We start from the raw sequence: 25,860 nt of genomic DNA on the forward strand, positions 1-25,860 counted from the left end.
CCCTGGGTCGACTGGTCGACATCGGCCCTGACCTGGCCGAACATCTGGCGGATGTCGAGGCCGGGCGTCTCCATATGGGCGAGCAGCGCCGTGGTGAAGGGCGAGTTGCGCCCGCTGCCATCCTGCGCCACCGAACCCGGCGCCGTGGAGAAGGCGATCAGCGTGCCCTTGGCCGAGGAGGCGTCGAGATCGATGCGGGCCAGCCCGCGCGTCCCCGCCCCCCGCGTCAGCTGGCGCGTCAGGGGATTGTCCCGGCACGAATCAAGGATCACGATCTTCACCTTCGGCGCCGCGCTGTCGACCAGTTCCAGCAGCTTGTCCAACGACAGGGTCTGGGTGTCCAGATCGAGCTCGTCCGAGATCTTGGCCGAGACAGGCACCAGGTAGTTGCGCCCCTTCACCTGCACGCCATGGCCCGAATAGAACACCACCACGCTGTCGGCATGGTCGGCATCGCGCAGGAACGCCCTCAGCCCGTCATTCATCGCCGCCAGGTCGCCGTCCTTGACCAGGGTCACCGCATAGCCGATCCGCCCCAGCGCCGCCGCCATGTCGTTGGCGTCATTGGCCGGGTTCACCAAAGGCGTCACCGAGCGATAGGCGCTGTTGCCGATCACCAGAGCCGCCTTCTGGGCCGCCAGAGCCTCGCCCCCGACAAGCAGGCCGGCGAGCAGAAAAAGACCCCACATATAACGTCGCATCATCATGGCCCGACCGGTCTTATGCACCTTCGCAGAGTATCACCTTTTGTTAACACATCGAACGCGCGAAAAAGCACATCGAGCCCCCAGCACAATTTTGAGGAGCGATGGCTGTGGCAGGATTGTCACGCCGACCAACCGTCTCATGATTCAAGGCAATTTCGCCGATTTCACCCTTGCAACGAAGCAGCGCTTGCGGCCATGAAGGCTGCGACCCAAGTGTTGTGTACGGGATCGGAGAGGCCGTGGATTTGCGCCAGGCAACCGCCATTGCGAAACAATTCATGCCACGGCCGGGCAAACCGGCCAGCCTCGCGGTTCTCGCCCTGCTCGCAGCAACCGGCACGGTCCAGGCAGGCGACGATTCGCAGCCCATGCAATTCAGCATCATTGCCTCCGGCAAATCCTGTCCGGGATGCGTGGTGATCAATGCCTCGGGCCAGATCGTCGACGAAACCTCGCGAAATTTTGCCGTCTTCCTCTCGCAGAACCGCCTGAGCGGTGTGCTGCCGGCGGAACCTGCGGACGGGCAATTCCCACCAAGCGATGCGACGAAGGTCATCATCGCTTTCGAGTCGATCGGCGGCAAGGTGCAGCCTGCCCTGATCATGGGGCGCCGCATCCGCAAGGCCGGATGGACGACCGTGATCGGCCAGGCCCGCCTTCAGCGCGGCCAGCCGGTCTTCAATCAGGCCGGCTGCTTCTCGGCCTGCACCATGGTGATGCTGGGCGGTACAGCGCGTTTCGTCGTGCCGGGCTCGAAGGTCGGCGTGCACCAGTTCTCGCCGCAATTCACCGATGGCGAAAGCTTCGATGCCCGCGAAATGGGCCAGATCGTGCGTGACTATGGTCGCGAGGTCGTCAGTGTCTATGATTTCGTCAAGACTCTGGGGGTGAACGAAGCGTTCTTCACCACCACCCTGCGCACCCCCTTCAACAGCCTCGACGTCCTGCCCGAAAGCCAGTGGATCCCGGTCGGCGTCGCCACGACCCTGCTGCCGGCCTCCGATGAACCCGTTACGACCTCGAGCCTGCTCACCGGCAGAGGGAACGAGCAGCCGATGGCCGCTGTCGCCAAGCCGAGCGTGGGGCTCAAGGCCTCGCCAGGCATCCCGCCGGCCGGCCACGGCCGCTGGACCCTCATCCAGGCCGCGGGCCTGCCGGCAACCGCGGAATTTGCCAGCGAACAGTTCCGTGTCGCCCTCGCCTGCCGCGACAGCAAGACGGCGCGCCTCGAATTATCCTTCAAGGCCCTGGCGCCGCTCGATCTCGAACGTATGCGGGCTGCTGCCGTCTCGGCGCGATCGCTTAGAATTGCCGGGCGCCAGATTGCGATAGACAGCGTAGAGGCGGCCGGAAATGGCGAACAGAGCGTTGCCGCCCTGCTCGCCGCCAAGGATGTCAGGGATTTGCGCAGGAGCGGCAATCTCACCGTCGCCGTGCTCGACAAGGCCGGTGAGCCGGTCGGTCGATCGGAAGCGATCCCGACCGAAGACGCCTCGAAAACGCTCGACGACGCCATGGCCTCCTGCGGAGCCTGAGAGCCCGACGCCCCGGGACAGGCTGTGGCCTTCGCGGCCTCGCTGCGCTTTTTTTGAGGCAGGGGCCTAATCCATCAGGAACGGCGCCGTCTCGCGCTTCAATGCAGCTTGTCGGCTTCCCAGGCTGCCCGCATGGCATCGTCGACCGAGGCGAAATGCGGCGACACATCGTCGGTGGTTTCCTCGGCGTGCGGCTTCTCCTCACGGATGACCAGCACAGAGCAGCCGGAATGGCGTACGATGGCGCTCGCATTGCAGCCGAGCAGATAGGTGGCGACACTCGGTTGGTGTGAACCGACCACCACGAGATCGGCCTTCTGTTCCTCGGCGATGGCCAGAACTTCGTGGTAGATGCCGCCGATCCGCACCACGCTCTGCACCTGGCCGCCCGGCAGCAGTACCGTGCGGGCGAGATCGGCGAGCGAGCCCTTGGCCTTTTCGGCCACTTCGCCTTCAAAGCTTACGGGCACCGTATCCAGCATCATCAGGGGCATGATCGGCACGACATGGACCAGGGTCAGCGTCGCGCCGGCGGTATCGGCAAGTTTCACTGCGCTGTCGATGGCGAGTCTGGCCAGTTTCAGATCTGCAATATCGACAGGAACGACGATCGACTTGAACATCTTGTCTACTCCCGTTGGCCGAGCTGACGCACAGAACAGAATAGACGTTATGGCGTCACGCCTCAGTTGAAAGAGCACGCCCCAGCCATCCTTGGACGGCTGTACCTAATCGATATAGGGCCCCCTGACGAATTGCAAACGCTTGGGATGCCAAAAAGTTCAGAGCACACCGAGTTTTTTTTGCAGGGAAGACGATGAGGTTGTGTATTGAAACGTCAAGCGTTTCTCCGGGTAGATATAGCGGAAAGCCTTCTGCGCCATCAGTGCGCCTTCATGGAAGCCCGACAGGATCAACTTGAGCTTGCCGGGATACCAGTTGATGTCGCCAATGGCGAAAATGCCCGGCTGCGACGTCTCGAAGGTCTCGGTGGACACCAGCACCAATTCGTCATTGTGCAAATCGAGCCCCCAGCTCGACACCGGTCCAAGCTTCATGGTCAGGCCGAAGAAGGGCAGCATGTGCTCGACCGGCCAGGTGTAGACCGTGCCGGAATCCTCGCGGATCACCGCACCCGAGAGCTGGCCATCCGCTCCCTCCAGGCCGACGACCTGCCCGAATTTCAGGTCCATCGCCCCCTCTGCCGCCAAGGCCCGCATCTTCTCCACCGAATGGGGAGCAGCCCGGAACGCATCGCGGCGATGCATCAGGGTCACGCGCTTGGCGATGGGCTGCAGGTTCAGCGTCCAGTCGAGGGCGGAATCGCCGCCGCCGACGATCAGTACGGAGCGGTCGCGGAAAGCCTCCATCTGCCTGACGGCATAGGAAACCGACTTGCCCTCATAGGCTTCGATGCCCTCGATCGGTGGCTTCTTGGGCTGGAAGGAGCCACCGCCGGCGGCGATGACCACGGTCTTGGTCTCGAACACGTCGCCGGCATCCGTGGTGACGCGGAACAGGGGATCACCGATGCGCTCGATCGTGGAGATCATGCGCGACAGATGGAAGACGGGCGAGAACGGTTCGATCTGCTTGAGCAGATTGTCGACGAGTTCCTGCCCCGTCACGATCGGGAAGCCGGGAATGTCGTAGATCGGCTTTTCAGGATAGAGCTCGGCGCACTGGCCGCCGATCTTGTCGAGAATGTCGACCACATGCACCCTGATATCGAGCAGACCGAGTTCGAATACGGAGAACAGGCCAACAGGCCCGGCGCCGACGATGAGCACGTCGGTCTTGATAATCTCAGTCATGATCTGTCCGATAGGTGGTTCACAGCAGCTTCTAAAGCGTTTTGCGATTTGGCGGAATCGCCAAGAATCGCAAAGACGCGTCCAATCAAAGAGTGAGAGCAATGCGGCGTTTCCGTCTAAACGCGCTTTGCTCTAGGGCAGCAAGGCTGACCAAAGTCAACGAAGCGCATGCCCTCGTCAACTCCGCAATCATGATCAAATCAGCGCAGCTAGGGTGAGGCCACCGGAGACAGATCATGACCCGACACGAAACCAGCCTTGCCTATGCAGCTCGCATCGAACGGGTGATGAGCCATATCGCCGATCATCTCGACGACAGGCTCGAACTCGACGATCTGAGCGACATTGCCTGCTTCTCGCCCTACCACTTCCACCGCGTTTTCGTAGCGGTCACGGGAGAAACCGTGGCAGAGGCTGTGCGGCGGCTGCGCCTCCATCGTGCCGCCGTCGAGCTCAATCGCTCGCAGCACGCGCTGGTACGCATCGCCGCCCGGGCCGGCTACGGATCGGTGGCGGCCTTCACCCGCGCTTTTGCGGCCTCCTATGGCTCGCCGCCGGCCGCCTATCGGCGTGCGGGCCAGGATCTGCGCCCGATCCTTCAGCCATCAGGATCTCAAGCCATGACCCGTGCCACTGCTTTGCGCTCAACCGTGCACTATGACGTCACCATCGAGACTGTGCCCAAACTCCGCCTGGTCACCCTGCCCCATCGCGGCGACTACCAGAAGATCGGCGCCAGTTTCGAGCGCCTGTTCGCCTGGGCTGGCGGCCACGGCCTGCTGCGCCCGGGTGTCCGCATGATCGGCATCTATTATGACGATCCCGACAGCAAGCCTCTCGCGGAACTGCGCTCCGAGGCAGGCCTCGCCGTGCCGGAAGATAGCCCGCTCGGCCCCGAGATGGCCTGGCGCGAGGTTGGCGGCGGCCCCGTGGCCCGGCTTGTGCACAAGGGCCCCTATGCCGATCTCGATATCGCCTATGCCTATCTCTACCACAGCTGGCTGCCGCATTCCGGGCGTCAGCCGGGCGAGGCACCCTGCTTCGAGGAATATCTCAACGACCCGCGTAGCGCGCCGCCGTCCGAATGGCTGACGGCCGTGAACCTGCCGTTGAAGTGACATCCATCCAGATCAGAGGCTGGCACCCAATCGAGTCAGCCAGCGGCGCCAGCTTGGTGCGACGTCAACCGCCACCTTGGTAAAATCGGCTTCGTCTCCGGCACGGTACTTTGCAACGGCAGCGAGAGTATCCGGGGAGACAACCAGCGAAGGACACGGCTTTGCCGGCTCCAGCGGGACCGAGCTGCGGGCGTTGAAGACGTAGCGCCCGCCGCAGCTTGCCACGGTTGGTTCCCGCCGCGTGGCTTCGAAATGATCATACCCTTCCTTCAGATTCAGCCAGAAGGCCAGGTCGGGGCCACTCGCGTTGACGGCCATGTTCCGGGCATGCATGCGGAAAGGAAAAGCCTGCACCTGAATGGTTTGCTGCCCGGCATCCAGGGCGTCGCGCACCAGCGGATAGATTTCGTTGATGCCTCCATCCGTCATGGCGAAACAGCCGACAGAGCGGCACGCACCATGCACCATCAGGGCAGACCCGGTATAGCCAAGAGAGCGTTCAAGCGAGTTGGGAAAGCCGAGGTTGAAGGAAAGGTAATAGGCCGAGCGCGGATTGAGCGAGGTCTTGGTCAGGGTGTAGAACCCTTCCGGCGATTGACGGTCGCCTTCGCGCCTTTTGCGCCCGAGTTCACCCGACCAGCTACAGATGGGCCATGTCTTCAGAAGAGAAAAGCGCCCGTCTGCGCCTTTCTTCCAGATTTCAAGCTCGTTTTCGGCCTTGAATATGCGGATCAACACCGGATCGGCGCTCTTCATGCCTGCTTTTGCCATCACCGTTCGAACCGACATCGGTATGGGTTGAAGGTGACGCTGTTCGAGCGGAATACCAGGCGGAAGGGCGGCAAAAACAGGCGGTTTTTCATCCTTGAACGGCAGGTGGAGCCCCGAGCGATCAAGCATCGCGGGCAAAGCCGTGAACGCTCCTGTCAGCGCAAGTATCGAAACACCAATACCGATCATGCGCCTCGTCATTCCAACTCTATCATCTACATGAATCGGCCCAGCAATCGCAGGCTTTTCCGGCGGTTTTGTGATTGCTGCGGCCTTGGTGGTTACGGTCCCGCCCGGATTCTCATGGGAAATGTGCGGCGAACAAGCCGTCGCCCCATCAGCTCTCGTAGCTCACGACGATCTCCCCGATCCCCTCGCAACTGCCGCGCAGGGTGTCGCCCGGCTTCACCGAGCTGACCCCGGCCGGTGTTCCAGTCATCAGGAGATCGCCGGGCGCCAGCGCCACATAACGCGACAGATAGGCGATCGCCTCCGGTACCGACCAGATCATCTGCGACAGATCGCCGGACTGCTGCACCTTGCCGTTGACCGTCGCCTCGATCCTGCCCTTGTCGGGGTGGCCGATGCGCGCCGCCGGCACGATGGCGCCGATCGGGCAGGACTGGTCGAAGCCTTTGGCGAGCTCCCATGGCCTGGAAAGCTTCTTGGCCTCGGCCTGGATGTCCCGGCGTGTCATGTCGAGGCCGACGGCATAGCCATAGACATGGTCGAGCGCCCGTTCGACCGGCATGTCCCGTCCGCCCCGTCCGATGGCGACCACAAGCTCGATCTCATGATGCAGATCCGAGGTTTGGCTCGGAAACGGCAACAGGCCGCCGGGATTGACCGCATCGGCAGGCTTGGCAAAGAAGAAGGGCGGCTCGCGCGTAGGATCGGCTCCCATCTCGCGGGCGTGGTCGGCGTAGTTGCGGCCGACGCACCAGATGCGCCGTACCGGAAAGACGGCGGCTTCACCGGCGACCGCTACGAAGGCCTGTGGCGGCGGTTCAATGACATAGTCCATCGCAAGATCTTCCTGGTTGATTGGAACGCTCCGGCTCATCGCGCCGACAAGCGCAAGTCAGTCGAACACTTCTCTCAAGCGCTTGACGATATCGGCCACACCGAACCTCACGGGATCCGTCGTGGGCAGGCCTTCGGTCTCGCCGATCTCGGCCAGGCAGGCCCTGGCAGCCGTCTCGTCCAGGGCCTGGGTGTTGACGGCGATACCGACACATTGAATGCCCGGATTGGTCAGGCGGCCATTGGCGATGGTGGCGTCGATGACGGCTCGAATGCTCGGCAAGGCGGCCGGCACACCACGCATGGTCGTGCGGGTCGGCTCATGGCAGACGACGAAAGCATCGGGCTGGGCGCCATGCAGCAGCCCGAGGGTCACGCCGGCGAAGGAGGGATGAAACAGGCTGCCCTGTCCCTCGATCACGTCCCAATGACGGGGGTCGGCATCGGGGCTGATCCATTCGGCGGCGCCGGAAATGAAATCGGCCACCACCGCATCCACAGCCACACCCCGCCCCGAAATCAGGATACCGGTCTGCCCAGTGGCCCGGAAATCGGCGTCGAGCCCCTGGACCCGCATCTCCCGTTCCAGAGCAAGGGCAGTATATTTCTTGCCGACCGAACAATCGGTGCCGACAGTGAGCAGACGCAGGCCGCTGCGCTTGGTGCCCTTGCCGGTGGCAAAACTCTGGCCCGGGATACGCACATCGTGAAGCTGCCGGCCATGGCGCCGGGCGGCTTCGGCAATTTGCGGAAATTCCTCCAGCCGGCGATGCAGGCCCGAGGCGACGTCGAGCCCGGCTTCCAGCGCTTCGACGATCACGCTGATCCAATGCTCCGGCAGGACGCCGCCGGCGTTGACCACCCCGATCACCAGCGTCCGCGCGCCACGTCGAACACCCTCGCCAATGCCGATGTCCTCCAGCCCCAGATCCGCCCTGCACCCCGGCAGCCGCAACTGGCCGAGGCACCAGTCCCTGCGCCAGTCGACGATACCGGCCGCGGTCTTGGCGGCAAGCTGGTCGGCCACGTCGCCAACGAACATCAGATAGGGCTTTTCGATCTGCATGGGGGCGGCGACCTTCCTGAAGATATGCGCGCAGTGGTTGCCGGGTCGCGCCGTCACACGCTATCCTATTGACTGCACAGAAATATTGGCAAAATGGCACGGGGCTTTTTGCGCATCATGCCCGAAAGATTAGTATGACCTCCAGTGATTCCCCCGCAAGAGCCCGTTTCGCAACTTGAAGCCCGAGCAGGACATAGACAACAGCGATCTGACCCAGACGGGTCCCGCTCGGCTGGCGCCAACAGGCGCCTGGGTCGCACGCAATTCGCGGCATCTGGAAAAACTCTCCGCGATCATGATCAAGGCCGCCCCGGCCAATACGGTAGTGGAGTTCGACCTGTCCGGCGTCTCGCAGCTCGACACGCTCGGTGGGGTCGTCATCGAGAATATCCGGGCGGCCTTCGGCGCGCGCAACTCCACGCTCGAGATCACCAATGCTACCGAAGCGCAGGCGATCCTGCTGGCGGAGATCGCGGCGCAGAACATTACGTCGCCCCCACAGCCGCCGGAAGCGCATCATCTCATCGAACTCCTGGCCGATCTCGGCCAGTCCATGCGCCGGATCGTGCATGATGCCGTGAACATGAATGTGTTCCTCGGCGAAACCATGCGCGCGATCGGACGCCTGCTCACGGCGCGTACACGCTTTCGCTGGGCCGCAGTGGTGAACCAGATCGAATTGATCGGCCTGCGCGGTGTACCGATCATCGCGCTGATCTCCTTCCTCGTCGGGGCCATTCTGGCCCAGCAGATGATCCTGCAACTGAGCTATTACGGTGCCACGCTGCTGGTGGTGTACACCCTGGCCGTGCTGATGTTCCGGGAAGTCGGCCTGCTGCTTGCGGCCATCATGGTGGCCGGCCGCTCGGGTTCGGCGATCACGGCCGAACTCGGCTCTATGAAGATGCGCGAGGAGATCGATGCCATGCATGTCATGGGCATCGATCCCATGGAAGTCCTGGTCATCCCGCGCATCCTCGCCTTGATCATCGCCCTGCCGATGCTGACCTTCCTGGCCGCGATGGCGGGTATGTTCGGCGGCGCTCTGGTGGCCTGGGGCTATGGCGGCATCACGCCCACCACCTTCCTGCAGAACCTGCGGGATTCGATGACCATGCACACTTTCCTGGTCGGCCTGATCAAGGCGCCGGTCATGGCGCTGATGATCGGCATTACCGCCTGCATCGAAGGTTTCAAGGTCCAGGGATCGGCTGAATCGCTCGGGCGCCAGACCACGGCCTCGGTGGTCAAATCCATGTTCATCGTCATCGTGGTCGATGGCCTCTTCGCCATCTTCTTCGCATCCATCAGTTTCTGACCATGGCGCCCCCAGACCAATCCCGCGAAACCATCATCTCCGCCCGCGACGTGCGCGTGAACTTCGGACCCCGATTCATCCTCGACGGCCTCAGCCTGGACGTCTACCGCGGCGAGATCCTCGGGGTTGTCGGCGCTTCGGGCACCGGCAAATCGGTACTGATGCGCACCATCATCGGCCTGGCGCCGCTTCACTCCGGACAGATCGAGGTCTTCGGCCTGGACTATCTCAATTTGCGCCCGCGCGAACAGCAGCGCATCGCCCGGCGCTGGGGGGTGCTGTTCCAGCAAGGCGCCCTGTTCTCCTCCCTGACGGTGAAGCAGAACATCCAGGTTCCGATGCGCGAATATCTCAAGCTCTCGCCCAAGTTGCTGGACGAGCTCGCCATGCTGAAGATCGCGCTGGTCGGCCTCAAGCCCGATGCTGCCGACAAGCGTCCCTCGGAACTCTCCGGCGGCATGATCAAGCGCGCGGCACTGGCGCGGGCGCTGGCCCTCGATCCGGACCTGGTTTTCCTGGACGAACCGACCTCCGGCCTCGATCCGATCGGCGCCGGTGAATTCGACGAATTGATCGCCACGCTCAGGCAGACACTCGGCCTGACCGTCTATATGGTGACGCACGACCTCGACAGTCTCCACGCGATCTGCGATCGCATCGTGGCGATCGGCGAGGGACGCGTGTTGGCCCAAGGCCCGATGGAGACCATGCTCGCTTCCGAACACCCCTGGCTGCGCGCCTATTTCCATGGCCCCCGTGCCCGCGCCGCCTTGGCGACCGCCAGTAACGGCGCCAGGAAACCGGGTTGAGCATGGAGACCGAGTTGAGCATGGACATCGAGCTGAACATGGATAGTGCCTGACCCATGGAAACACGCGCTCACAATGCCCTGATCGGCCTGTTCACGCTTGCAGTCGTCGCCGCAGCGCTCGGCTTTGTGGTCTGGTTCGCCCGCATCAGCGAGAGCCAGACGGTCCGGCGTTTCCAGGTGGATTTCGCCGGTTCCGTTACGGGCCTTACCGTCGGGTCGAGTGTCACTTTCAACGGTATCCGGGTTGGCCAGGTCGAAACGCTGGAGATCAATCCCAACAATCCCTCGGGCGTGATCGCCATCATCAGCGTGCGCGACAAGACCCCGGTGAAGGTCGACACTTCGGCAAGACTGGAATTCACCGGTATCACCGGCGGCGCCAACATCCAGCTCTATGGCGGCAAGCCGAACACGGAGGACCTCAAGCCCAAGGACGACCAGCAATATGCCGTGATCCAGGCCCAGCGCTCGGAGCTGCAGAACCTGGTCGATGGCGCGCGCGACACCATCACCCAGGCGGCCTCCACCATGAACCGCCTGGATGGCTGGATCGCCCAGAACGAAGGCAATGCCACGGCGACCATCCAGAACGTCCAAGCCTTCACCAAGGCGCTCGCCGACAATTCCGCCAATGTCTCCGACTTCCTGCACAGCACCGGCGAGGCTGCCCAGAGCATCAAGCGCGTGGCCGACAACCTCAACGGCATGACATCCGACCTGCAGGCCTTGCTCAAGGCGGTTTCACCCGAGAAGATCGATCATATCGTCAGCAACGTTTCCCTGGCTTCCGACAATCTGACGTCGTTCACCAAGGCCTTCGACGCCGCCAAGGCGCAGGCTGCCGTGGACAATATCACGGCCTTCAGCAAGACCCTGGCCGACAGCCGCGAGCCGCTGCAGGCGTTCGCCACCAATGCCTCCTCGCTGACGGCGCAGCTCAATGCGATGGCGCCGAAGCTCGATGCGGGCCTCGAAAACATCAACCGCATCACAGCTGCCGTCGATAGCGGGAAGGTCAACCAGGTGGTCGACAACGTCGCCGCCTTCACCGGGGCCCTCGGCCAGAACGCCGAAGAAATCACGGCTTTCGTCAAGGATGCCCGCAGGATTTCGGGCGACCTGTCGGCAATGACGCCCAAGCTTGCCGCTGCCTTCGACAGTTTCAACAGGGTCGCGACCGCGCTCGATCCGGCCAAGATCGACGGCGTCGTCACCAATGTGAACAAGTTTGCGACCACCCTCGGCGACTCCAGCGCCCAGGTCCGCCAAGTGGTCGCCGATGCCGGCGATATCTCCAAGAAGCTCAACCGCGCAGCCGACCAGCTCGACGGCATCATGAAGAACATCACCGCCATGACCTCGGGCCAGGGCGGCCAGGGCATGTTCGCCGAGATCACCGAAGCGGCCAAAGCCATCCGCCAATTCGCCACCAATCTCGACGCCCGTACTGCGGCATTGGCCAAGAATCTCGACCAGTTCACCGGCGCCGGTCTGCGGGATTATCGGCAATTGGCCGTTGACGGACAGAAAACCCTGCAGAATCTGCAGCGAACCCTCAACGGACTTCAGCGCAATCCACAACAGCTGATCTTCGGGCCGAAATCGAATATCCCTGATTACAAGGGTAAATGATATGCGTGGTGTCGGTATGCGTTCCCTCCTCCGCCCCCTGCCCGCCCGTTCGGCAAAGGCCCTGGCGCTCGCGGCAACCCTGCTGGCCGGCGGGTGCTCCACGCTGGCCGGTTCGCCACCGCCGGCCACCTATGACCTCAGCGCCCCCCGGGACGTCGAGGCACGCGGCAACAGCCGCGCCCAGATCATGGTGGCCGAGCCGACCGCGCTGCAGGCCATCAACAGCGACCGCATCCTGGTGCATAGCGCCAACAGCCAGATTTCCTATCTGCCTGCGGCCCAATGGGCCGACCGCCTGCCCGTGCTGGTGCAGGCCCGCCTGATCCAGACCTTCGAGAATGCCCACCGCATCGGCATGGTTGGACGACCCGACGACAAGTTCACGCCCGATGCCCTGCTGGTGACGGAACTGCGTGATTTCCAGATCGATGCCGGCACTTCGCCCGTCGCCGTAGTCACGGTTGCCGCCCGGGTGGTCAGCCAGAAATCGGGGCGCATCGTCGCCGCCAATCTGTTTTCCGCCCGTGTCCCCGCCGCCGGCTTGACCGGTCAGCAGGCCTCCGCCACCCTCGATCAAGCCCTGCGCAAAGTGTTGATCGAGATCGTGGCCTGGACGACGGGCAAGGCATCCCTGGCATCATAATTTAGATTATGATTCAATCGTAATAGATTGAAACAAAAGGGATATCCTTTGATGCCCCTCAACCCGCCCCGGCGATCATGCCTCCACCGCCTGCCGGTTCGATTCAGCTGAACAGCGCCGCCTTCTTGGTGAACGGCATGATCTCGATTTCGCCGAGAGTCAGGTGAGGCGCGAGTTCGCGTGCCTTCGGCGGGGCGGGCCGGTGTGCGACGGCGACCTCAACGTCCTTGTCCACCACCGCCTCAGGCTCGAGCCTGAGGGGAGCGGTAAAGATCGAGTGCTCCTCCTCCATCGGTTCCTCATCGATGAAGGTCACCAGCCCGGGAGTAGGTGCAGGCTCGAGTGCTTCCTCCACCACCGCCACCATGTCGAGCACCTTGTCTCGCTCGCTCTCCGGTATTGAAAGACCGGCAGCGCCATCGCCCTTGCCCGAAATTGCCGCCCATTTGTCGAGGCGATGCTGAGCCGTCTCCTCGCCGGCCGCCAGTTCCCTGTGCCAGCGCTGAGTAGCGAGGTGATTGGGCGGCAGGATCAGTTCCTGGCGCGGCACGTCCAGCGTCAGCAACGCCTCGGTCGCCTCCTCATCGAGTTCCAGGATCGGAAAGAGCTCTCCGGGTTCCGCCGTGCCGCCGCCGGTCGCGGAAACAGCCTCGTCTTGCTCGATGGCAGTGGCGCCGATCTCGCCCCCAGCCTGCTCGTCGGCCAGCTGGGTGAACGGGGCATCGGGGCTGTCAGGGCTCGCCAGGTCGGGCGGCAGGCCCAAAGAAGCGATCTCGGTTGCCGCGAGTTCGAGCCTTGCCCATCCCCGATCGGTGCCAGGGACTTCAGCCCCGTGCCCGGCAACCGGTTCAGCCTGCTCCGGTTCGGCGGTCGACGGCGCCTTCATCGTGGAAGCTCCCGCCTCGATCGGCTCTGCAGCTTCGTCCTTGGGCGTGTCTTCCGCCAGTTCAGCAGTCATGGCGGAACCAGCATCCACGCCATCCGATCCGGTTTCGGAAACGGATTCGGTGCTGTCTGTCTGGGTTGCCGCATCGCTCCTTCCGAAAACCGACGTCTGCTCTTCCACGCGGCGCTCGACAAGGGAGGGCGGAGCATCCCCCGGCGACGAAGCCACGCTGGCAGCAACCTCCACGGTTACCGGAGCCGATTGGGCAGCGGCGATCGCCTGCGCGATATCGGCCATACCGCGCGTGACCTCGTCACGGGCATCCAGCGCCCCGGCACTATGGACGAGACGCTCGAGACGGCGGATCGCCGCCAAGACCACTTCGGTGTCGGCATTGCGGTTTCGGCGGGCATATTCGGCCAGGAACCAGCGCCCCCGCGCCGTCTCCATCACGGCCGCTTCGATGGCGCCGTAATCCTCTTCGCTGAGCAGCGTTTCGGGCGAAAGCGATTGCATGAAATGGCCCTCGTCAACTGGCACAGGCGGGCGTAAGAGAATCAACGAATCGTCGTTGTCCTGATTCTCCCCCATATAATCCAAAGCGCCCGCCCGGAGCCAATCCTGCGCGGTTGTTTTCCCCCGATGTCGCTGATTTCCTTCAAGGATTGGAGCGTCTCACGCAAATCTGCGATCGCAGCCAGCGTGACCTACGCCCTGTTGCTCTCCGGCCCCGGCGTCTACACGCCCTTCTTTCCCCTTTGGCTGGTCGAGCGGGGCTTCGATGCCAGCGATATGGGCCTGCTGCTCGCCATCCCCATGCTGATGCGCGTGACTTCGGCCCCCTTCGCCTGGGTCGGCGACGGTCCGCTCGGCCCACGCCGCACCTTTCTGTTCATGGTGTGCTGCGCGGCCTTCGGCTATGCCGGCCTCACTTTTGCCGAGAGTTTCACCGCGGTCGCCATCAATCTGGCCATCGCCTTTGCCTTCGTGGCCGCCACCACGCCCTTGCTCGACACCATCGTTCTGGGCGGTGTCAGCCTGCATGGCCATAAATACGGCCAGATCCGGCAATGGGGCTCGCTCGCCTGGCTCGTTTCAGGACTCACCGCCGGTCTGGTGCTGAAGCATCTGCCGATCACGACGGTGCCGCCGATCCTGGCGATCCTCGCGGCGCTCACGGTTTTCGCCGGCCTGTCCCTGCCGGACGATCGCAGCCGCGGCCGGCGGCTGGTCATGCGGCCGGCATCGGAAGGCACCTCGCCGCCGCTCAAGCTGATGATCGTCTTCGTTGCCGGCATCGCCTGCCTGCAGGGGGCCCACGCCTTCCTCTATAGTTTCGGCACGCTGATCTGGCAGGATCAGGGCTTTTCTTCCCTGCAGATCGGCGTCCTCTGGGCCATCGGCGTGGTGCTGGAGACCAGCGTCTTCCTGTTCGGCAGCAATATTGCCGGGCGGCTCGGTCCCTACCGCCTGATCCTGTTCGGCGGAGCTGTCGGCATCACACGCTGGATCCTGCTGGGCCTTGCTCCCGCCAATGGCTTCGCCGTGGCAGGGCTCCAGGCCCTGCACGGCTTTTCCTTTGCCTGCGTGCATCTGGCCACCATGGGATGGGTCGCCCGCTTCACGCGCAATCCCTCGGCGCGCCAGGGCGTGGTCGCCTCGGTCATCGGCATCGGCCTCACCCTCGGCACCGTGCTGTCCGGCGAACTCTACGGCCTGTTTTCAGCCCATGGCTATTTCGCCATGGCCCTGATCGCCATGATCGGCACCGGCCTGGTGGTCGTCGCCGGCACGGTCGAGCGCAGGAGTGGCTCTCAGCCCCAGAGCCCGGCTTCGGGTGGATAGACGGTGCTGCCGTCATAGCGCAGGCCGGGCTCCCGGTCGCGGGCGAGCAGCAGCGGCCCGTCGAGATCGACGACGACGGCCTGGCCGGCAAGCAGCAGTGCCGGAGCCATGGCCAGGGACGTGCCAACCATGCAGCCGATCATCAGGTCGAGCCCCAGCGAACGCGCCTGCCCGGCCAGCGCGATGGCTTCGGTAAGGCCGCCCGCCTTGTCGAGTTTGATGTTGATGGCGTCATAGCGTCCCTTGAGGCTCGGCAGCGACGCGCGGTCATGCAGGGATTCATCGGCACAGACCGGCACGATCCGCTCCACCTGCGCAAGGGCGCCATCATCCCCGGCCGGCAGCGGCTGCTCGATCAGCGTGACGCCGGCCTCCGCGCAGGCGCGCAAATTGGCCGCGAGATTGTCGGCCCGCCAGCCCTCGTTGGCATCGATGATCAATTGCGACTGAGGGGCATGGCGGCGGACGGCGGCGATGCGCGCGGCATCATCGGGCGTGCCGAGCTTGATCTTGAGCAGTGGCCGATGCGCGGCCTTGGCCGCTGCCTCGGCCATGGCCTCCGGCTCGCCCAGTGAAATCGTATAGGCGGTGGTCAGCGGGCCGGGTTCGGCCAGGCCCGCCATGGCCCAGGCCGGCTTGCCGGCAAGCTTGGCCTCCAGATCCCACAGGGCGCAATCGATGGCGTTGCGGGCGGCACCGGCTGGGACAAGGTCCTGGAGAGCGGCACGCGACAGCCCGGCCGCGATCGCCCCACGCCGTGCCTCGATCGCCTCGATCACGCCTTCTACCGTCTCGCCATAGCGCGCATAAGGCACGCATTCGCCGCGTCCCCTCAGGCCATCGCGCACGATCTCGACGACGACCACTACGGCCTCCGTCTTGGATCCGCGGGCAATGGTGAAAACGTTGGCGAGCGGCCAGCGCTCTACGGCGACGGAAAGATGCGCGGCCATGGCGAAGATCAGGCCTGCTTTTCGGGGGTGTTGACGATCAATCCGTCGAGATTGTCGCGAACGCGGATCTGGCAGGAGAGCCTGGAGGTCGGGCGCACGTCGAAGGCGAAGTCCAGCATGTCCTCCTCCATCGGCTCGGGCTCACCGACCAGGGGCATGAACGCCTCGTCGACATAGACATGGCAGGTGGCACAAGCGCAGGCGCCGCCGCACTCGGCCACGATACCCGGAATGCCGTTGCGGATCGCCGCCTCCATCACCGTCGAGCCCGGCTCGGCCTCCACCTCCCGGCTTTCGCCGGTGTGATCTCGGAATATGATTTTGACCATCGTCCATCTCAGCTTTCTGACAAGCGTTCTATATAGAGCGCATTGGCAAGGTTCCAGTCCGGCCCCGTCGAGATTGCACGCGAGGCGGGCTTTCCGGACGCTCCACTTTTCACCAACGCGGTCCCAATCCCGGGAGAACCTCGAATTTGCCTCATTTTCGCGCGATTTCGACGTGGTAAAAAAGTCGTTAACGATGCTGCTGGAAAGCGTGCCGAAGCGGTTTCCATTCCCAGCCGTGCAGGATAGGATTTCAAGCTGGCAGCATTGTCCTTCGCATAGGCGGACCGATGCGAACCCCATTTCGCCTGGGATGGGGGCCGAAACAGGTGCAGCGATTTCAGCCTGGGGTCGTCCGGATCCCAGGCGGGCGGCGTTGAATTGAGTAGCGTGAGGCAGATTATGGCGAACAAGTCGAAGATGCAGGATCCGGCGGATGCCGCCCTGTCTGCGATCGAGGAAGCACTCAATCTGAGCACGGCTGCTTCACAGACGCCTGACAAGGAGCCCGCGCAGCTGCCCAAGGCCGACGAGGGCTTCAACTTCGAAGTGGAACCCGAGCCACAGGAACCACCGGCCGCCGCACCTCGCGCCGAAGACAAGCCTGCTGCCGACCGCCCGCTCGCCCGTGAACCCCGCTCGCCCGCCAATGACGATCGCGCCAGCGTTGGCCAATTGCTGCAGGCCCTCCAGCGCCGCCCCTCGCGCACGCCCTATTGGACCGCCCTCGCCCTTTCCGTCGTCTGGCTCGCCGGCGGCGCCCTGCTTCTCAGCATCCTCGGCAACCTCAACCTCGCCAACCTGTTCCAGGCTTCGACCTACCAGGCCAATCCAGGCCTGGCGCTCGGCATTCTCGCCGTGGTGCTGCCGCCCTTCTTCTTCTTTGCCGTGGCCGGCCTGATCTGGCGCTCTCAGGAAATGCGCTTCGTCACCCGTTCGATGACGCAGGTCGCCTTGCGTCTGGCGGAGCCTGAAGGAGCCGCGGCCGAGGCTGTCACCTCCGTCGGCCAGGCCATCCGCCGGGAAGTCGCCGCCATGGGCGACGGCATCGACCGCGCCCTCGCCCGCGCCAGCGAACTCGAAATCATGGTGCATAACGAGGTTTCGATGCTCGAGCGCTCCTATACGGAGAGCGAGCAGCGCATCCGCTCGTTGGTGGACGATCTTTCGACCCAGCGCGAAGCCATCGTCGGCAATGCCGACCGCGTACGCTCGGCCATCGTGGTCGCGCATGACGACCTGACCCTGGCGCTCGGCTCCGTCGCCGGCCGCATTTCCTCGGAAGTCTCCGAAGCCGGCCTGCAGGTGATGCGCTCCTTCGGCGAGCGCGGCAGCCAGCTCACGTCGGAGCTCGCCAAAGTTGGCGACCACATGGTCGGCGCCATGGCCGATCGTGGCAATTCGCTGATCGACCGCATGACGACGACCGCGCAGGACGTCAACAAGGCACTGTCGAGTTCGTCCGACCAGGTGACCGAGCAGCTCAACCGCCGCGTCGCCGAGATCACCGAACACCTGACCTCGACCTCCAACCAGGTCAACGAGAACTTCGCGACCCGCGCCAACGAGATCAGCAACACGTTGTCCTCGCGCGCCCTCGAGCTCAACGAGACCCTGACCACCAGCAGCCAGCGCATCGTCGACGACATCGTCGAACGCGGCACCGCGGTCAACGACACGCTGGTGCGCACCGGTTCGGGCCTGACCAATGCCTTCGCCGAGGGCACCGACGTGGTGGTCAGCTCCATTCGCGATACCGGCGCCAAGATGGTCGAGCAGATCATCGGCTCCGTGGCCGACGTCAATAGCACGCTGCGCTCGACGGGCGATGCCATTCTCGGCGACTTGCAGAACCGCGGCATGGACGTCGCCGGCAAGCTCGAGAGCACGGCCACCCAGATCGCAGAGATCATCACCACCCGCGGCGGCGACCTTGCCGATCGCCTCACCCAGACCGGCGAGCGCATTCACGAATCCATCGTGGTCGGCGGCGGCGACATCGATCGCAGGCTGGCAGCGACCGGCCAGACCATCGTGGCCAACATCGAAAAGCGCAGCACCGAAGCCGAGTCTGCTGTCACGGCATCGGCACAGCGCCTGCAGGCCGTGCTGGAAGAGGAAGGCACACAGCTTTCAGCCCGTATCAACACGGCCGCCCGCGACGCTTCCGGCATTCTCGCCATTGGTGGCGACACGCTGACCCGCGTCATCGGCGAGCGCAGCGCTGCCGCCGTCTCGCAGATCAATTTCGGCGTGTCGCGGCTCGAGAACACCGTCGAAACCCAGACCAACGCCTTCGGCAAGGCTCTCGCCGAACGGCTGGACAGCCACGAGAAGCGCAGCCAGGAGATCGCAGACAATCTGCATGCGCGTCTCGACGAGCGCCTGTCGGGCCTGGAATCCCGCAGCCTCGACCATGCCCAGAAGGTACATTCGGCCCTGGACGACACGCTCAAGGGCTTCGATACACGCTTTGCCGAAAGCGCCGGCACCATCCATGCCGGGCTCGACACCCGCATGTCCGAGTTTGAGCATCGCTTCAAGTCGCTCTCCACCCTCGCCCATGCCGATCTCGACCGGCGCCTGGGCGAATTCGAGGTGCGCTTCGCCACCAATATCCAGAACAACCGTTCGGGCCTCGACGATACGCTCAAGGGCTTCGAGCAGCGCTTCAACGCCAATGCCGAGCAGGCGCATGGTGCTCTCAGCCAGCGCCTCGGTGAGTTCGAGCAGCGCTTCGGCACCAATGCCGAGGATATCCACGCCTCGCTCAGCCAGCGCCTCGGCGACTTCGAGAAGCGCTTCGGCTCGGGTGCCGACAGCATCCATGCCTCGCTCAGCCAGCGCCTCGGCGAATTCGAAGAGCGCTTCGGCGCCGGCGCCGAGACCATTCACACCACGCTCAATCAGCGTCTGGGCGACTTCGAGAAGCGCTTCGGCTCGGGCGCCGACAGCATCCATGCCTCGCTCAGCCAGCGCCTCGGCGAGTTCGAGCAGCGCTTCAGCGCCGGCGCCGAGGATATTCACACCACGCTCAATCAGCGTCTGGGCGACTTCGAACAGCGCTTCGGTGCGGGTGCCGATGACATCCACGCCGCCCTCAGCCAGCGTCTGGGTGACTTCGAGCAGCGCTTCATGTCGGGCGCCGGCGACATCCAGACTGCCCTTTCGCAGCGCCTCGGCGAGTTCGAGCACCGCTTCATGTCGGGAGCGGGCGGCATCCAGACTGCCCTCGCCGACCGCATGAGCGAATTCGAACAGCGCTTCATGTCGGGCGCTGGCGACATCCAGACCGCCCTCGCCCAGCGCATGAGCGAGTTCGAACAGCGCTTCGGCTCCGGTGCTCAGGGGATCGAGACCACGCTCAACCAGCATCTGGGTGAGTTCGAGAAGCGTTTCGGTTCCAACGCCCGCGACATCCAGACCACGCTCAGCCGCGAGCTGGGTGGTTTCGAACAACGCTTCGGCGCCAGCGCCGATCAGGCCCAGGCCGCGATCGAGCAGCGCATCAGCGATTTCGAGCAGCGCTTCGGCGCCAGCGCGGACCAGGTTCAGGCCTCGGTCGACAAGCGCCTGGGCGAGTTCGAACTGCGCTTCGGCTCCAGTGCCAACGGCGCTCAATCGGCTCTCGACAAGCGCCTGGGCGAATTTGAACAGCGCTTCGGTGCCAGTGCCGAGGATGCGCATGGCCGGATCGACACGCGCCTCAACCAGTTCGAGCAGTATTTTGCCGGCAGCGCCAATGACGCCCATACCCTGCTCGATACCCGCCTCAATGATTTCGAGCGCCGCTTCCAGCTGATGGCCTCGACGGCCGCCTCGAATTTCGAGAACCGCATCAGCGACTTCCAGGCCAGCTTCAGCGACACGCTGCAAGCCAACCAGGCCGATCTCGCCGCCCGTCTCGGCGATTTCCAGAGCCGCTTCAACGGAGATGTGCAGAACACCCAGGCCGCGCTCGACGACAGCCTGGCCGCCTTCGAGATGCGCTTCGCCAGCAACACCGCTCTGGTGCGCTCCTCGCTCGACCAGCGCTTCGGCGCCTTCGAGACGCATTTCCTCAACAACTCCTCCGTCTTGCAGGACGCACTCGACGAACGTCTGGTTACGCTGCAGGCGCAGGTCGCGGCCAATACCGACGTCATCCATGGCGCGATTGCCGACAAGCTCAACGCCTTCGAGACCAAGTTCCAGTCGAACGCGACCACCATCCACGCCACGCTGGACAATCAGCTCAAGGCCTTCGAGGATGGCATGAGCCAGCGTATCGGCGAGGTGAACCAGTCACTGGGGCGCCAGATCTCCGAGCTCGACGACATCGTCAGCAACCGCGGCCAGGCCCTTGCCGCCCGCATCGGCGACGATTCCCGGGCCCTCAGCGACGACCTCGCCCAGAAGCTGCTCGGCTTCGAGAGCTCAATCCGCCTGCACGGTACCCGCCTCACCGACCAGGTGCAGGCCCACACCGCACAGGCAGCCGAACTGCTCGGTGGCAAGCTCGAAGCCTTCGATGCCCGTTTTGGCACCCACACGGCCTCCGTCGCCCAGACGCTGGAAGAAAAGCTGGCGGCACTGGACGGACAGTTGTCGGATCTCGATGACCGCCTGACCACCAAGGCGAGCGACGTCGCCCAGGCCATCGAGGGCCGCCTCGCCCGGATCGATCAGGGCCTGGACAGCCGCGCCCGCTCGCTCAACGAGACCCTGGCGACCCGTACGCTCGAACTCGCCAAGCTCCTCGGCGAAGGCGGCAAGGAAGTCGGCGCCACGCTGGAAGCCAAGGCCCGCGAGGCCAGCGACCTGCTCGACGGCCGCGCCGCCGCCATCGGCAGCGTGCTCGACAACCGCGCCTCCCAGATCAGCGACCTCCTGGATGGCCGCAGCAGCGCCATCGACGAATTGCTCGGCGGCCGCGCCACGCAGATCAGCGCCCTCATCGACGAACGGACGCAGGCGATCGGCACCCTGCTCGACGGGCGGGCCCGCGAGATCACCTCGCTCATCGACGGCCGCAGCGCGGCGCTCACCGAGACCCTGTCGCGCCGCGCCGACGACATCGTCGTGGCGCTCGGCAACAAGGGCGCCGACCTGACCGAAACGCTCGGCGCCCGCGCCGAGGACCTGACCTCGCATCTCGACAGCCGCTCCTCGCTGATGAGCAACGACCTGACGGTCAAGGCGGCCGAAATCGCAGCGCAGTTCGACAGCAAGACCACGGCCATTGCGGACGCGCTGTCCAGCAAGGTCGGCGAAATCGATCGCGCCCTCAGCACGCGTGCCGACGACATCGCGCACACGCTCGACTCGCGGATCACCCGCTTCGAACAGGACGTTCTCGGCCGCCTCGCCGATCTTTCTGACTCGCTCGACTCGCGCGGCCTGCATATTGCCGACACCCTCAGCGAGAAGGTGCAGAACGTCTCGGTCGACCTCCTGCAGAGCGTCGCTTCGGTCGATGCCACGCTGAGCCGCCTGTCCGGCGACGTCAGCGTCAAGCTCGGCGAGCGTGCAGAGGAGATCAATGCCCTGCTCGACACCCGCGCCAATGCCATGGCCGGCCTGCTCAGCGAACGCGGTCAGCAGTTGATCGACACGCTGAACCAGATCTCGGGCGATGTCAGCACGCAGTTGCGCGACAAGACCAGCGCCCTCGCCAGCCTCCTGGGCGCCCGCTCCGGCGAGATCGCCCGGATTCTCGACGAGCGCGGCCAGTTTCTGGTCGAGACGCTGTCCACGCGCAGCACCAGCATGTCGAGCGAACTCGGCGACATCGCCGACACGGTGGCCAAGGCGCTCGACGAGCGTGCGGGCCAGCTTGCCGAGTTGATCGGCCAGAAGGGCGGCGACCTGGTCGAAGCACTCTCGACCAAGCGTTTCGAACTCAGCCAGGCGCTGGAGGCTTCGTCGCAAGCCCTCTCCTCCTCCATCGAGACCAAGGCCAGCCAGGCGATCGGCGATCTCGGTTCGTTGCAGGCCCGTCTGCGCGAGGAGATCACCGGGCTGCTGGATCGGGTCGCGGGCACCAACACCGCCCTGCACGAGTCGCTCGACAATTCCACCAAGGCCCTCGATGCCATCGAGGGTGGCCTGGCCGGCCGCCTGCGCGACTTCCAGTCGACCATGCTGAATCTCGCCGACCAGACCAGCGGCGCGACCGATCGCGTCGGTGATCAGGTCACGACGCTGCGCGACCTTGCCGCGCACGTCATCAGCGATGTCGGCACCATGGCCAATCGCCTGGAGGAACAGAGCAACCACCTCAGCAGCGCTGCGGCTGTCCTGACCGACACACAGACCCGTGTCGACCAGGCCCTCGACGAACGTCGCGCCACCCTGGAGGCCCTGGTCTCCACCGTCGGCGGCAAGGTCGAGGCGATGGAAGCGATGATGAAATCCTTCGCCGAAGTGATCGAGGAAAAGCTCGCCAATGCCGAAAGCAAGGCGCGCCAGACCAGCGGCCTGCTTGCCGACAACGCCAACACCACGGCGCAGGCCATCGCCGACCAGTTCGAGCTCATCCGCGCCACCACCGGCAAGGAGCGCGACCGCACCTCCACGGCCCTCAAATCGACCTATGAGCAGGCAGTGCAGGAAATCTCCGGCCTGTTCGGCAGCGCCACCGAGCGTTTCGCCGAAGTGGCCCAGGAGATGCGCGGCATGACCCAGACCGTGAAGCAGGAGCTGGAAGCCACCCGCTCCGAGCTCAAGCGCGGCCTCCTGGAGATCCCGAAGGAAACCTCGGACTCCACCGCCACCATGCGCCGTGTCGTGGCCGAGCAGATCCAGGCCCTCAACGACCTCGCCGATATCGTCAGCCGCTCCAGCCGCTCGCTCGATATCGCCGAGCCGACCGACCGGCCGATCCCTGCCCCGCTCCGGCTGCGCGAGCGCGCCGACGTGGCGGCCGAGGCCCCTGCCCGCCGGGCGGAAATGCCGCGCGCCGGCACGCTGCCTCCGGTGCCCGAGTTGAAGCCTGCCGCGCCGGCCCGCAGCACCGCTGTGGCAGCACCCGCCTCGCGGGGTGAACGTCGCGGTACCGGCTGGCTCTCGGAAGTGCTGGCCCGCGCCTCGCGCGAAGAGCCCGAACCGGCTCCCCAGGCCAACACGCCCGCCGTGATGGCCTCCTCCCTCGACACGCTGTCGGTCGATATCGCCAAGATGGTCGAGCATGACGCCGTCGCCGAGGTTTGGGACCGTTACCGTCGTGGCGAGCGCAACGCCTTCTCGCGCCGGCTCTACACGCTGCAGGGCCAGCAGGCCTTCGAGGAAATCCGCCGGCGCTATCGGCGCGACGCGGACTTCCAGGCGACGGTGGACCGCTACGTCCAGGAGTTCGAACAGCTCATCACCGAAGTGGACCGCGAGGATCGCAGCGGCAACATGGCCCGGACCTATCTCACCGCCGATTCCGGCAAGGTCTATACGATCCTGGCGCACGCAGCCGGCAAGCTCACCTGAGCCCGGCTGGAAACGACCTTTCTCAACTGCCTGGTTGAGCATGGAAAAGGCCCCGAAATCCCAGGGCCTTTTTCGTTGTGTCGGCAGGATGGCTGCCATGCCGAAGCTGGGCTTGCGCTGAAGCCAGGCGCCGCTATTGTCCGTCAATCCTCAGCCAACATGCCGACGCCCGGCTTGCAGTGAGACGTTTGCGATGGGTGACGCCCTGCTCCATCAGTTCCATGCCTTGCTGGCGGTCTATGCGCTCTACACCGTCGCCGTCGCCAGCCCCGGCCCGAGCAACATGGCCATCATGGGCGTGGCCATGGGACAGGGGCGCCTGCCGGCGCTGGTACTGGCTTCCGGCATCATGACGGGCTCGATGATCTGGGCAATGCTGGCGGCCACCGGGGTTTCCACCTTGCTGGCCGCCTATGCCAACGCCATCACCGCCATCAAGATCGGCGGTGGGCTCTATCTTCTCTATCTGGCCGTCAAATCGGCGCGTTCGGCCTTCAAGGCCGGCCAGGACGAAACCAGGCAAGAACGGGGTCCGATCGACTACCGCCGGCTCTACTGGCGTGGCCTGATGCTGCATCTGACCAATCCGAAGTCGATCCTGGCCTGGATCGCCATCATGTCGCTCGGCCTGAAATCGGACGCTCCCGGCTATACGGCCCTGGCCATCATCGTCGGCTGCGCCATGATCGGACTGACGACCTTCGGCGGTTACGCCCTGGTCTTTTCCGCCCGCCCCATGGTTCGCCTCTATCAGAAGGCGCGGCGCTGGATCGAAGCCACGCTGGCATTGTTCTTCGGCCTGGCCGGTATCCGCCTGCTGCTGTCGCGGATGTGAGTCCGGACATCGCCTGGTCATAGGGCCGCGCGCCGGGCTCCAACCTTGATAGTCAAACCGGCAGGCTGGCACCGCCCTGTTTGACCGCACTGGCTGGCACAGGCGTGGTCTTTGCCCGGCGGCAGGCATCCACCACATTGGCGACGAACTGGTGGGCGCAGGCGTCCCAGGAATATTTCAAGGCCTCCGCCCGGGCGTCCGCGGGCTTGAGGTCGAGGCAGGCGCGCGCCGCGACGGCAAGGTCGTTGTCGAGGATGCCGGTCCTGCCGGAGCTGATCACGTCGATCGGCCCCGTCACCGGAAAGGCTGCCACCGGCAGGCCGCTGGCCATCGCTTCGAGCAGGACGATGCCGAATGTATCGGTCAAGCTCGGGAAGACGAAGACATCCGCCGAGGCATAGGCCCTCGCCAGGTCCTCTCCCTCCAGCATGCCGGCAAAATGAACGGCCGGATAGCGCGAGCGCAGTATCTCCAGGGCTGGGCCTCCGCCAACCACCACTTTCGAGCCGGGCAGGTCGAGATCGAGGAAGGCCTCGATGTTCTTCTCGACCGCAACCCGGCCGACATAGAGGAAGATCGGTCCCGGCAGGTCGAAGATGCGCACCGGTCTTGGCCGGTACAGTTCGGCATCGACCCCGCGAGACCAGCGCATCAGCCGCTTGAAGCCGCGGGCCGCCAGTTCACGCTCAAGAGCCGGCGTAGAGACCATCGTCCCTGCCCCGGCATTGTGGAAACGCCGGATCCAGCGATAGCTCCAGTCGAGCGGTACCGGAACGCGCGCAGCGAGATATTCGGGAAAGCGAGTGTGATAGCTGGTGGTGAAAGGGCGTCCCTTCTTCAAGCAGGCCCGGCGGGTCAGCAGGCCGATCGGCCCTTCGGTGGCGATATGGACATAATCCGGCTTCTCGGCCTCGATATGCCGCTCGATGGCGCCGAGCGGCGGCATGGCAAGGCGGATTTCCGGATAGGATGGCATCGGCACCGACCAGAAGCGATCCGGCGCCAGGAAGTCGATTTCGACGCCCTGTCGCGATGCAGCAGCAGCCGTCTGCTCCAGGGACCGGACGACGCCGTTCACCTGCGGGCGCCAGGCATCGGTGGCGATCAGGATCTTCATGG

The 25,860-nt window shown here is 64.5% G+C and carries 19 protein-coding genes; 9 read left to right on the forward strand and 10 right to left on the reverse strand.

The features are described 5' to 3' along the window. On the reverse strand, positions 1-689 hold a 689-nt coding region (locus tag ACTJKX_RS16890), incomplete at its 3' end, for a caspase family protein (protein WP_440725951.1). A 296-nt stretch (positions 690-985) separates the two neighbouring features. On the opposite strand from ACTJKX_RS16890, the gene ACTJKX_RS16895 reads away from it, so the two are divergent. After that, positions 986-2,242, forward strand: coding sequence for a hypothetical protein (locus tag ACTJKX_RS16895; RefSeq protein WP_394309313.1), 1,257 nt, complete (start codon positions 986-988; stop codon positions 2,240-2,242). A 98-nt stretch (positions 2,243-2,340) separates the two neighbouring features. Here the strand turns inward: ACTJKX_RS16895 and ACTJKX_RS16900 are convergent, their stop codons facing one another. Then, positions 2,341-2,865 (reverse strand): universal stress protein, encoded by a 525-nt coding sequence (locus tag ACTJKX_RS16900; protein WP_367622546.1) that lies wholly within the window; start codon positions 2,863-2,865, stop codon positions 2,341-2,343. Between the two features lie 159 nt (positions 2,866-3,024). Further along, entirely contained in the window at positions 3,025-4,056 is a 1,032-nt protein-coding gene (locus tag ACTJKX_RS16905) for an NAD(P)/FAD-dependent oxidoreductase (RefSeq protein WP_440725952.1), read from the reverse strand. Between the two features lie 236 nt (positions 4,057-4,292). On the opposite strand from ACTJKX_RS16905, the gene ACTJKX_RS16910 reads away from it, so the two are divergent. Continuing rightward, positions 4,293-5,174, forward strand: a complete 882-nt coding sequence (locus tag ACTJKX_RS16910; RefSeq protein ID WP_394309317.1) for an AraC family transcriptional regulator — start codon at positions 4,293-4,295, stop codon at positions 5,172-5,174. Between the two features lie 12 nt (positions 5,175-5,186). Here ACTJKX_RS16910 and ACTJKX_RS16915 read toward each other — a convergent pair whose 3' ends face one another. The 3 genes from ACTJKX_RS16915 to dgcN form a co-directional block, all read right to left on the reverse strand. After that, positions 5,187-6,134, reverse strand: coding sequence for a L,D-transpeptidase family protein (locus tag ACTJKX_RS16915; RefSeq protein WP_415086596.1), 948 nt, complete (start codon positions 6,132-6,134; stop codon positions 5,187-5,189). A gap of 148 nt (positions 6,135-6,282) precedes the next feature. After that, positions 6,283-6,969, reverse strand: a complete 687-nt coding sequence (locus tag ACTJKX_RS16920) for a fumarylacetoacetate hydrolase family protein (RefSeq protein WP_440725953.1) — start codon at positions 6,967-6,969, stop codon at positions 6,283-6,285. 57 nt (positions 6,970-7,026) lie between these two features. Next, entirely contained in the window at positions 7,027-8,034 is a 1,008-nt protein-coding gene (dgcN, locus tag ACTJKX_RS16925) for an N-acetyltransferase DgcN (protein ID WP_440726081.1), read from the reverse strand. A gap of 295 nt (positions 8,035-8,329) precedes the next feature. On the opposite strand from dgcN, the gene ACTJKX_RS16930 reads away from it, so the two are divergent. From ACTJKX_RS16930 to ACTJKX_RS16945, 4 genes are read left to right on the forward strand one after another with little or no spacing between them, the layout of a single operon-like run. Next, entirely contained in the window at positions 8,330-9,352 is a 1,023-nt protein-coding gene (locus tag ACTJKX_RS16930) for an MlaE family ABC transporter permease (RefSeq protein WP_311940329.1), read from the forward strand. Between the two features lie 2 nt (positions 9,353-9,354). Then, complete coding sequence (locus ACTJKX_RS16935; RefSeq protein WP_311940331.1) at positions 9,355-10,161, forward strand: ABC transporter ATP-binding protein; 807 nt, start codon at positions 9,355-9,357, stop codon at positions 10,159-10,161. Positions 10,162-10,217: 56 nt separating this feature from the next. Then, a complete protein-coding gene (locus tag ACTJKX_RS16940; RefSeq protein WP_367622541.1) occupies positions 10,218-11,795 on the forward strand; it encodes an MlaD family protein in 1,578 nt (525 codons plus the stop codon). A gap of 16 nt (positions 11,796-11,811) precedes the next feature. Continuing rightward, the gene (locus tag ACTJKX_RS16945; RefSeq protein WP_440725954.1) at positions 11,812-12,438 is read left to right on the forward strand and encodes an ABC-type transport auxiliary lipoprotein family protein; all 627 of its coding nucleotides are present in this window, start codon (positions 11,812-11,814) and stop codon (positions 12,436-12,438) included. A gap of 103 nt (positions 12,439-12,541) precedes the next feature. On the opposite strand, the gene ACTJKX_RS16950 is transcribed toward ACTJKX_RS16945, so the two are convergent. Then, the gene (locus ACTJKX_RS16950; RefSeq protein WP_440725955.1) at positions 12,542-13,840 is read right to left on the reverse strand and encodes a hypothetical protein; all 1,299 of its coding nucleotides are present in this window, start codon (positions 13,838-13,840) and stop codon (positions 12,542-12,544) included. A 126-nt stretch (positions 13,841-13,966) separates the two neighbouring features. Between ACTJKX_RS16950 and ACTJKX_RS16955 the strand changes: the two genes are divergently transcribed. Next, positions 13,967-15,169, forward strand: a complete 1,203-nt coding sequence (locus ACTJKX_RS16955) for an MFS transporter (protein ID WP_394309325.1) — start codon at positions 13,967-13,969, stop codon at positions 15,167-15,169. Here ACTJKX_RS16955 and dgcA read toward each other — a convergent pair. Then, complete coding sequence (gene dgcA / locus ACTJKX_RS16960; protein ID WP_440725956.1) at positions 15,139-16,122, reverse strand: N-acetyl-D-Glu racemase DgcA; 984 nt, start codon at positions 16,120-16,122, stop codon at positions 15,139-15,141. The two genes, ACTJKX_RS16955 and dgcA, sit on opposite strands and share 31 nt — an antisense overlap. 8 nt (positions 16,123-16,130) lie before the next feature. Then, positions 16,131-16,451, reverse strand: coding sequence for a 2Fe-2S iron-sulfur cluster-binding protein (locus ACTJKX_RS16965; protein WP_068298777.1), 321 nt, complete (start codon positions 16,449-16,451; stop codon positions 16,131-16,133). Positions 16,452-16,850: 399 nt separating this feature from the next. Here ACTJKX_RS16965 and ACTJKX_RS16970 point away from each other — a divergent pair, with 399 nt between their 5' ends. Both ACTJKX_RS16970 and ACTJKX_RS16975 read left to right on the forward strand, forming a co-directional pair. Next, positions 16,851-23,906: a hypothetical protein gene (locus ACTJKX_RS16970; RefSeq protein WP_440725957.1), complete on the forward strand. Its 7,056-nt coding sequence runs from the start codon at positions 16,851-16,853 to the stop codon at positions 23,904-23,906. Between the two features lie 193 nt (positions 23,907-24,099). Beyond that, a complete protein-coding gene (locus tag ACTJKX_RS16975) occupies positions 24,100-24,741 on the forward strand; it encodes a LysE family translocator (RefSeq protein WP_394309330.1) in 642 nt (213 codons plus the stop codon). A 52-nt stretch (positions 24,742-24,793) separates the two neighbouring features. Here the strand turns inward: ACTJKX_RS16975 and ACTJKX_RS16980 are convergent, their stop codons facing one another. Then, positions 24,794-25,858, reverse strand: coding sequence for a glycosyltransferase family 4 protein (locus tag ACTJKX_RS16980; protein WP_394309331.1), 1,065 nt, complete (start codon positions 25,856-25,858; stop codon positions 24,794-24,796). Between the last annotated feature and the right edge of the window lie 2 nt (positions 25,859-25,860).

The organism is Labrys sp. 22185 (genome assembly GCF_052045555.1).
Taxonomy (GTDB): Bacteria; Pseudomonadota; Alphaproteobacteria; order Rhizobiales; family Labraceae; genus Labrys; species Labrys neptuniae.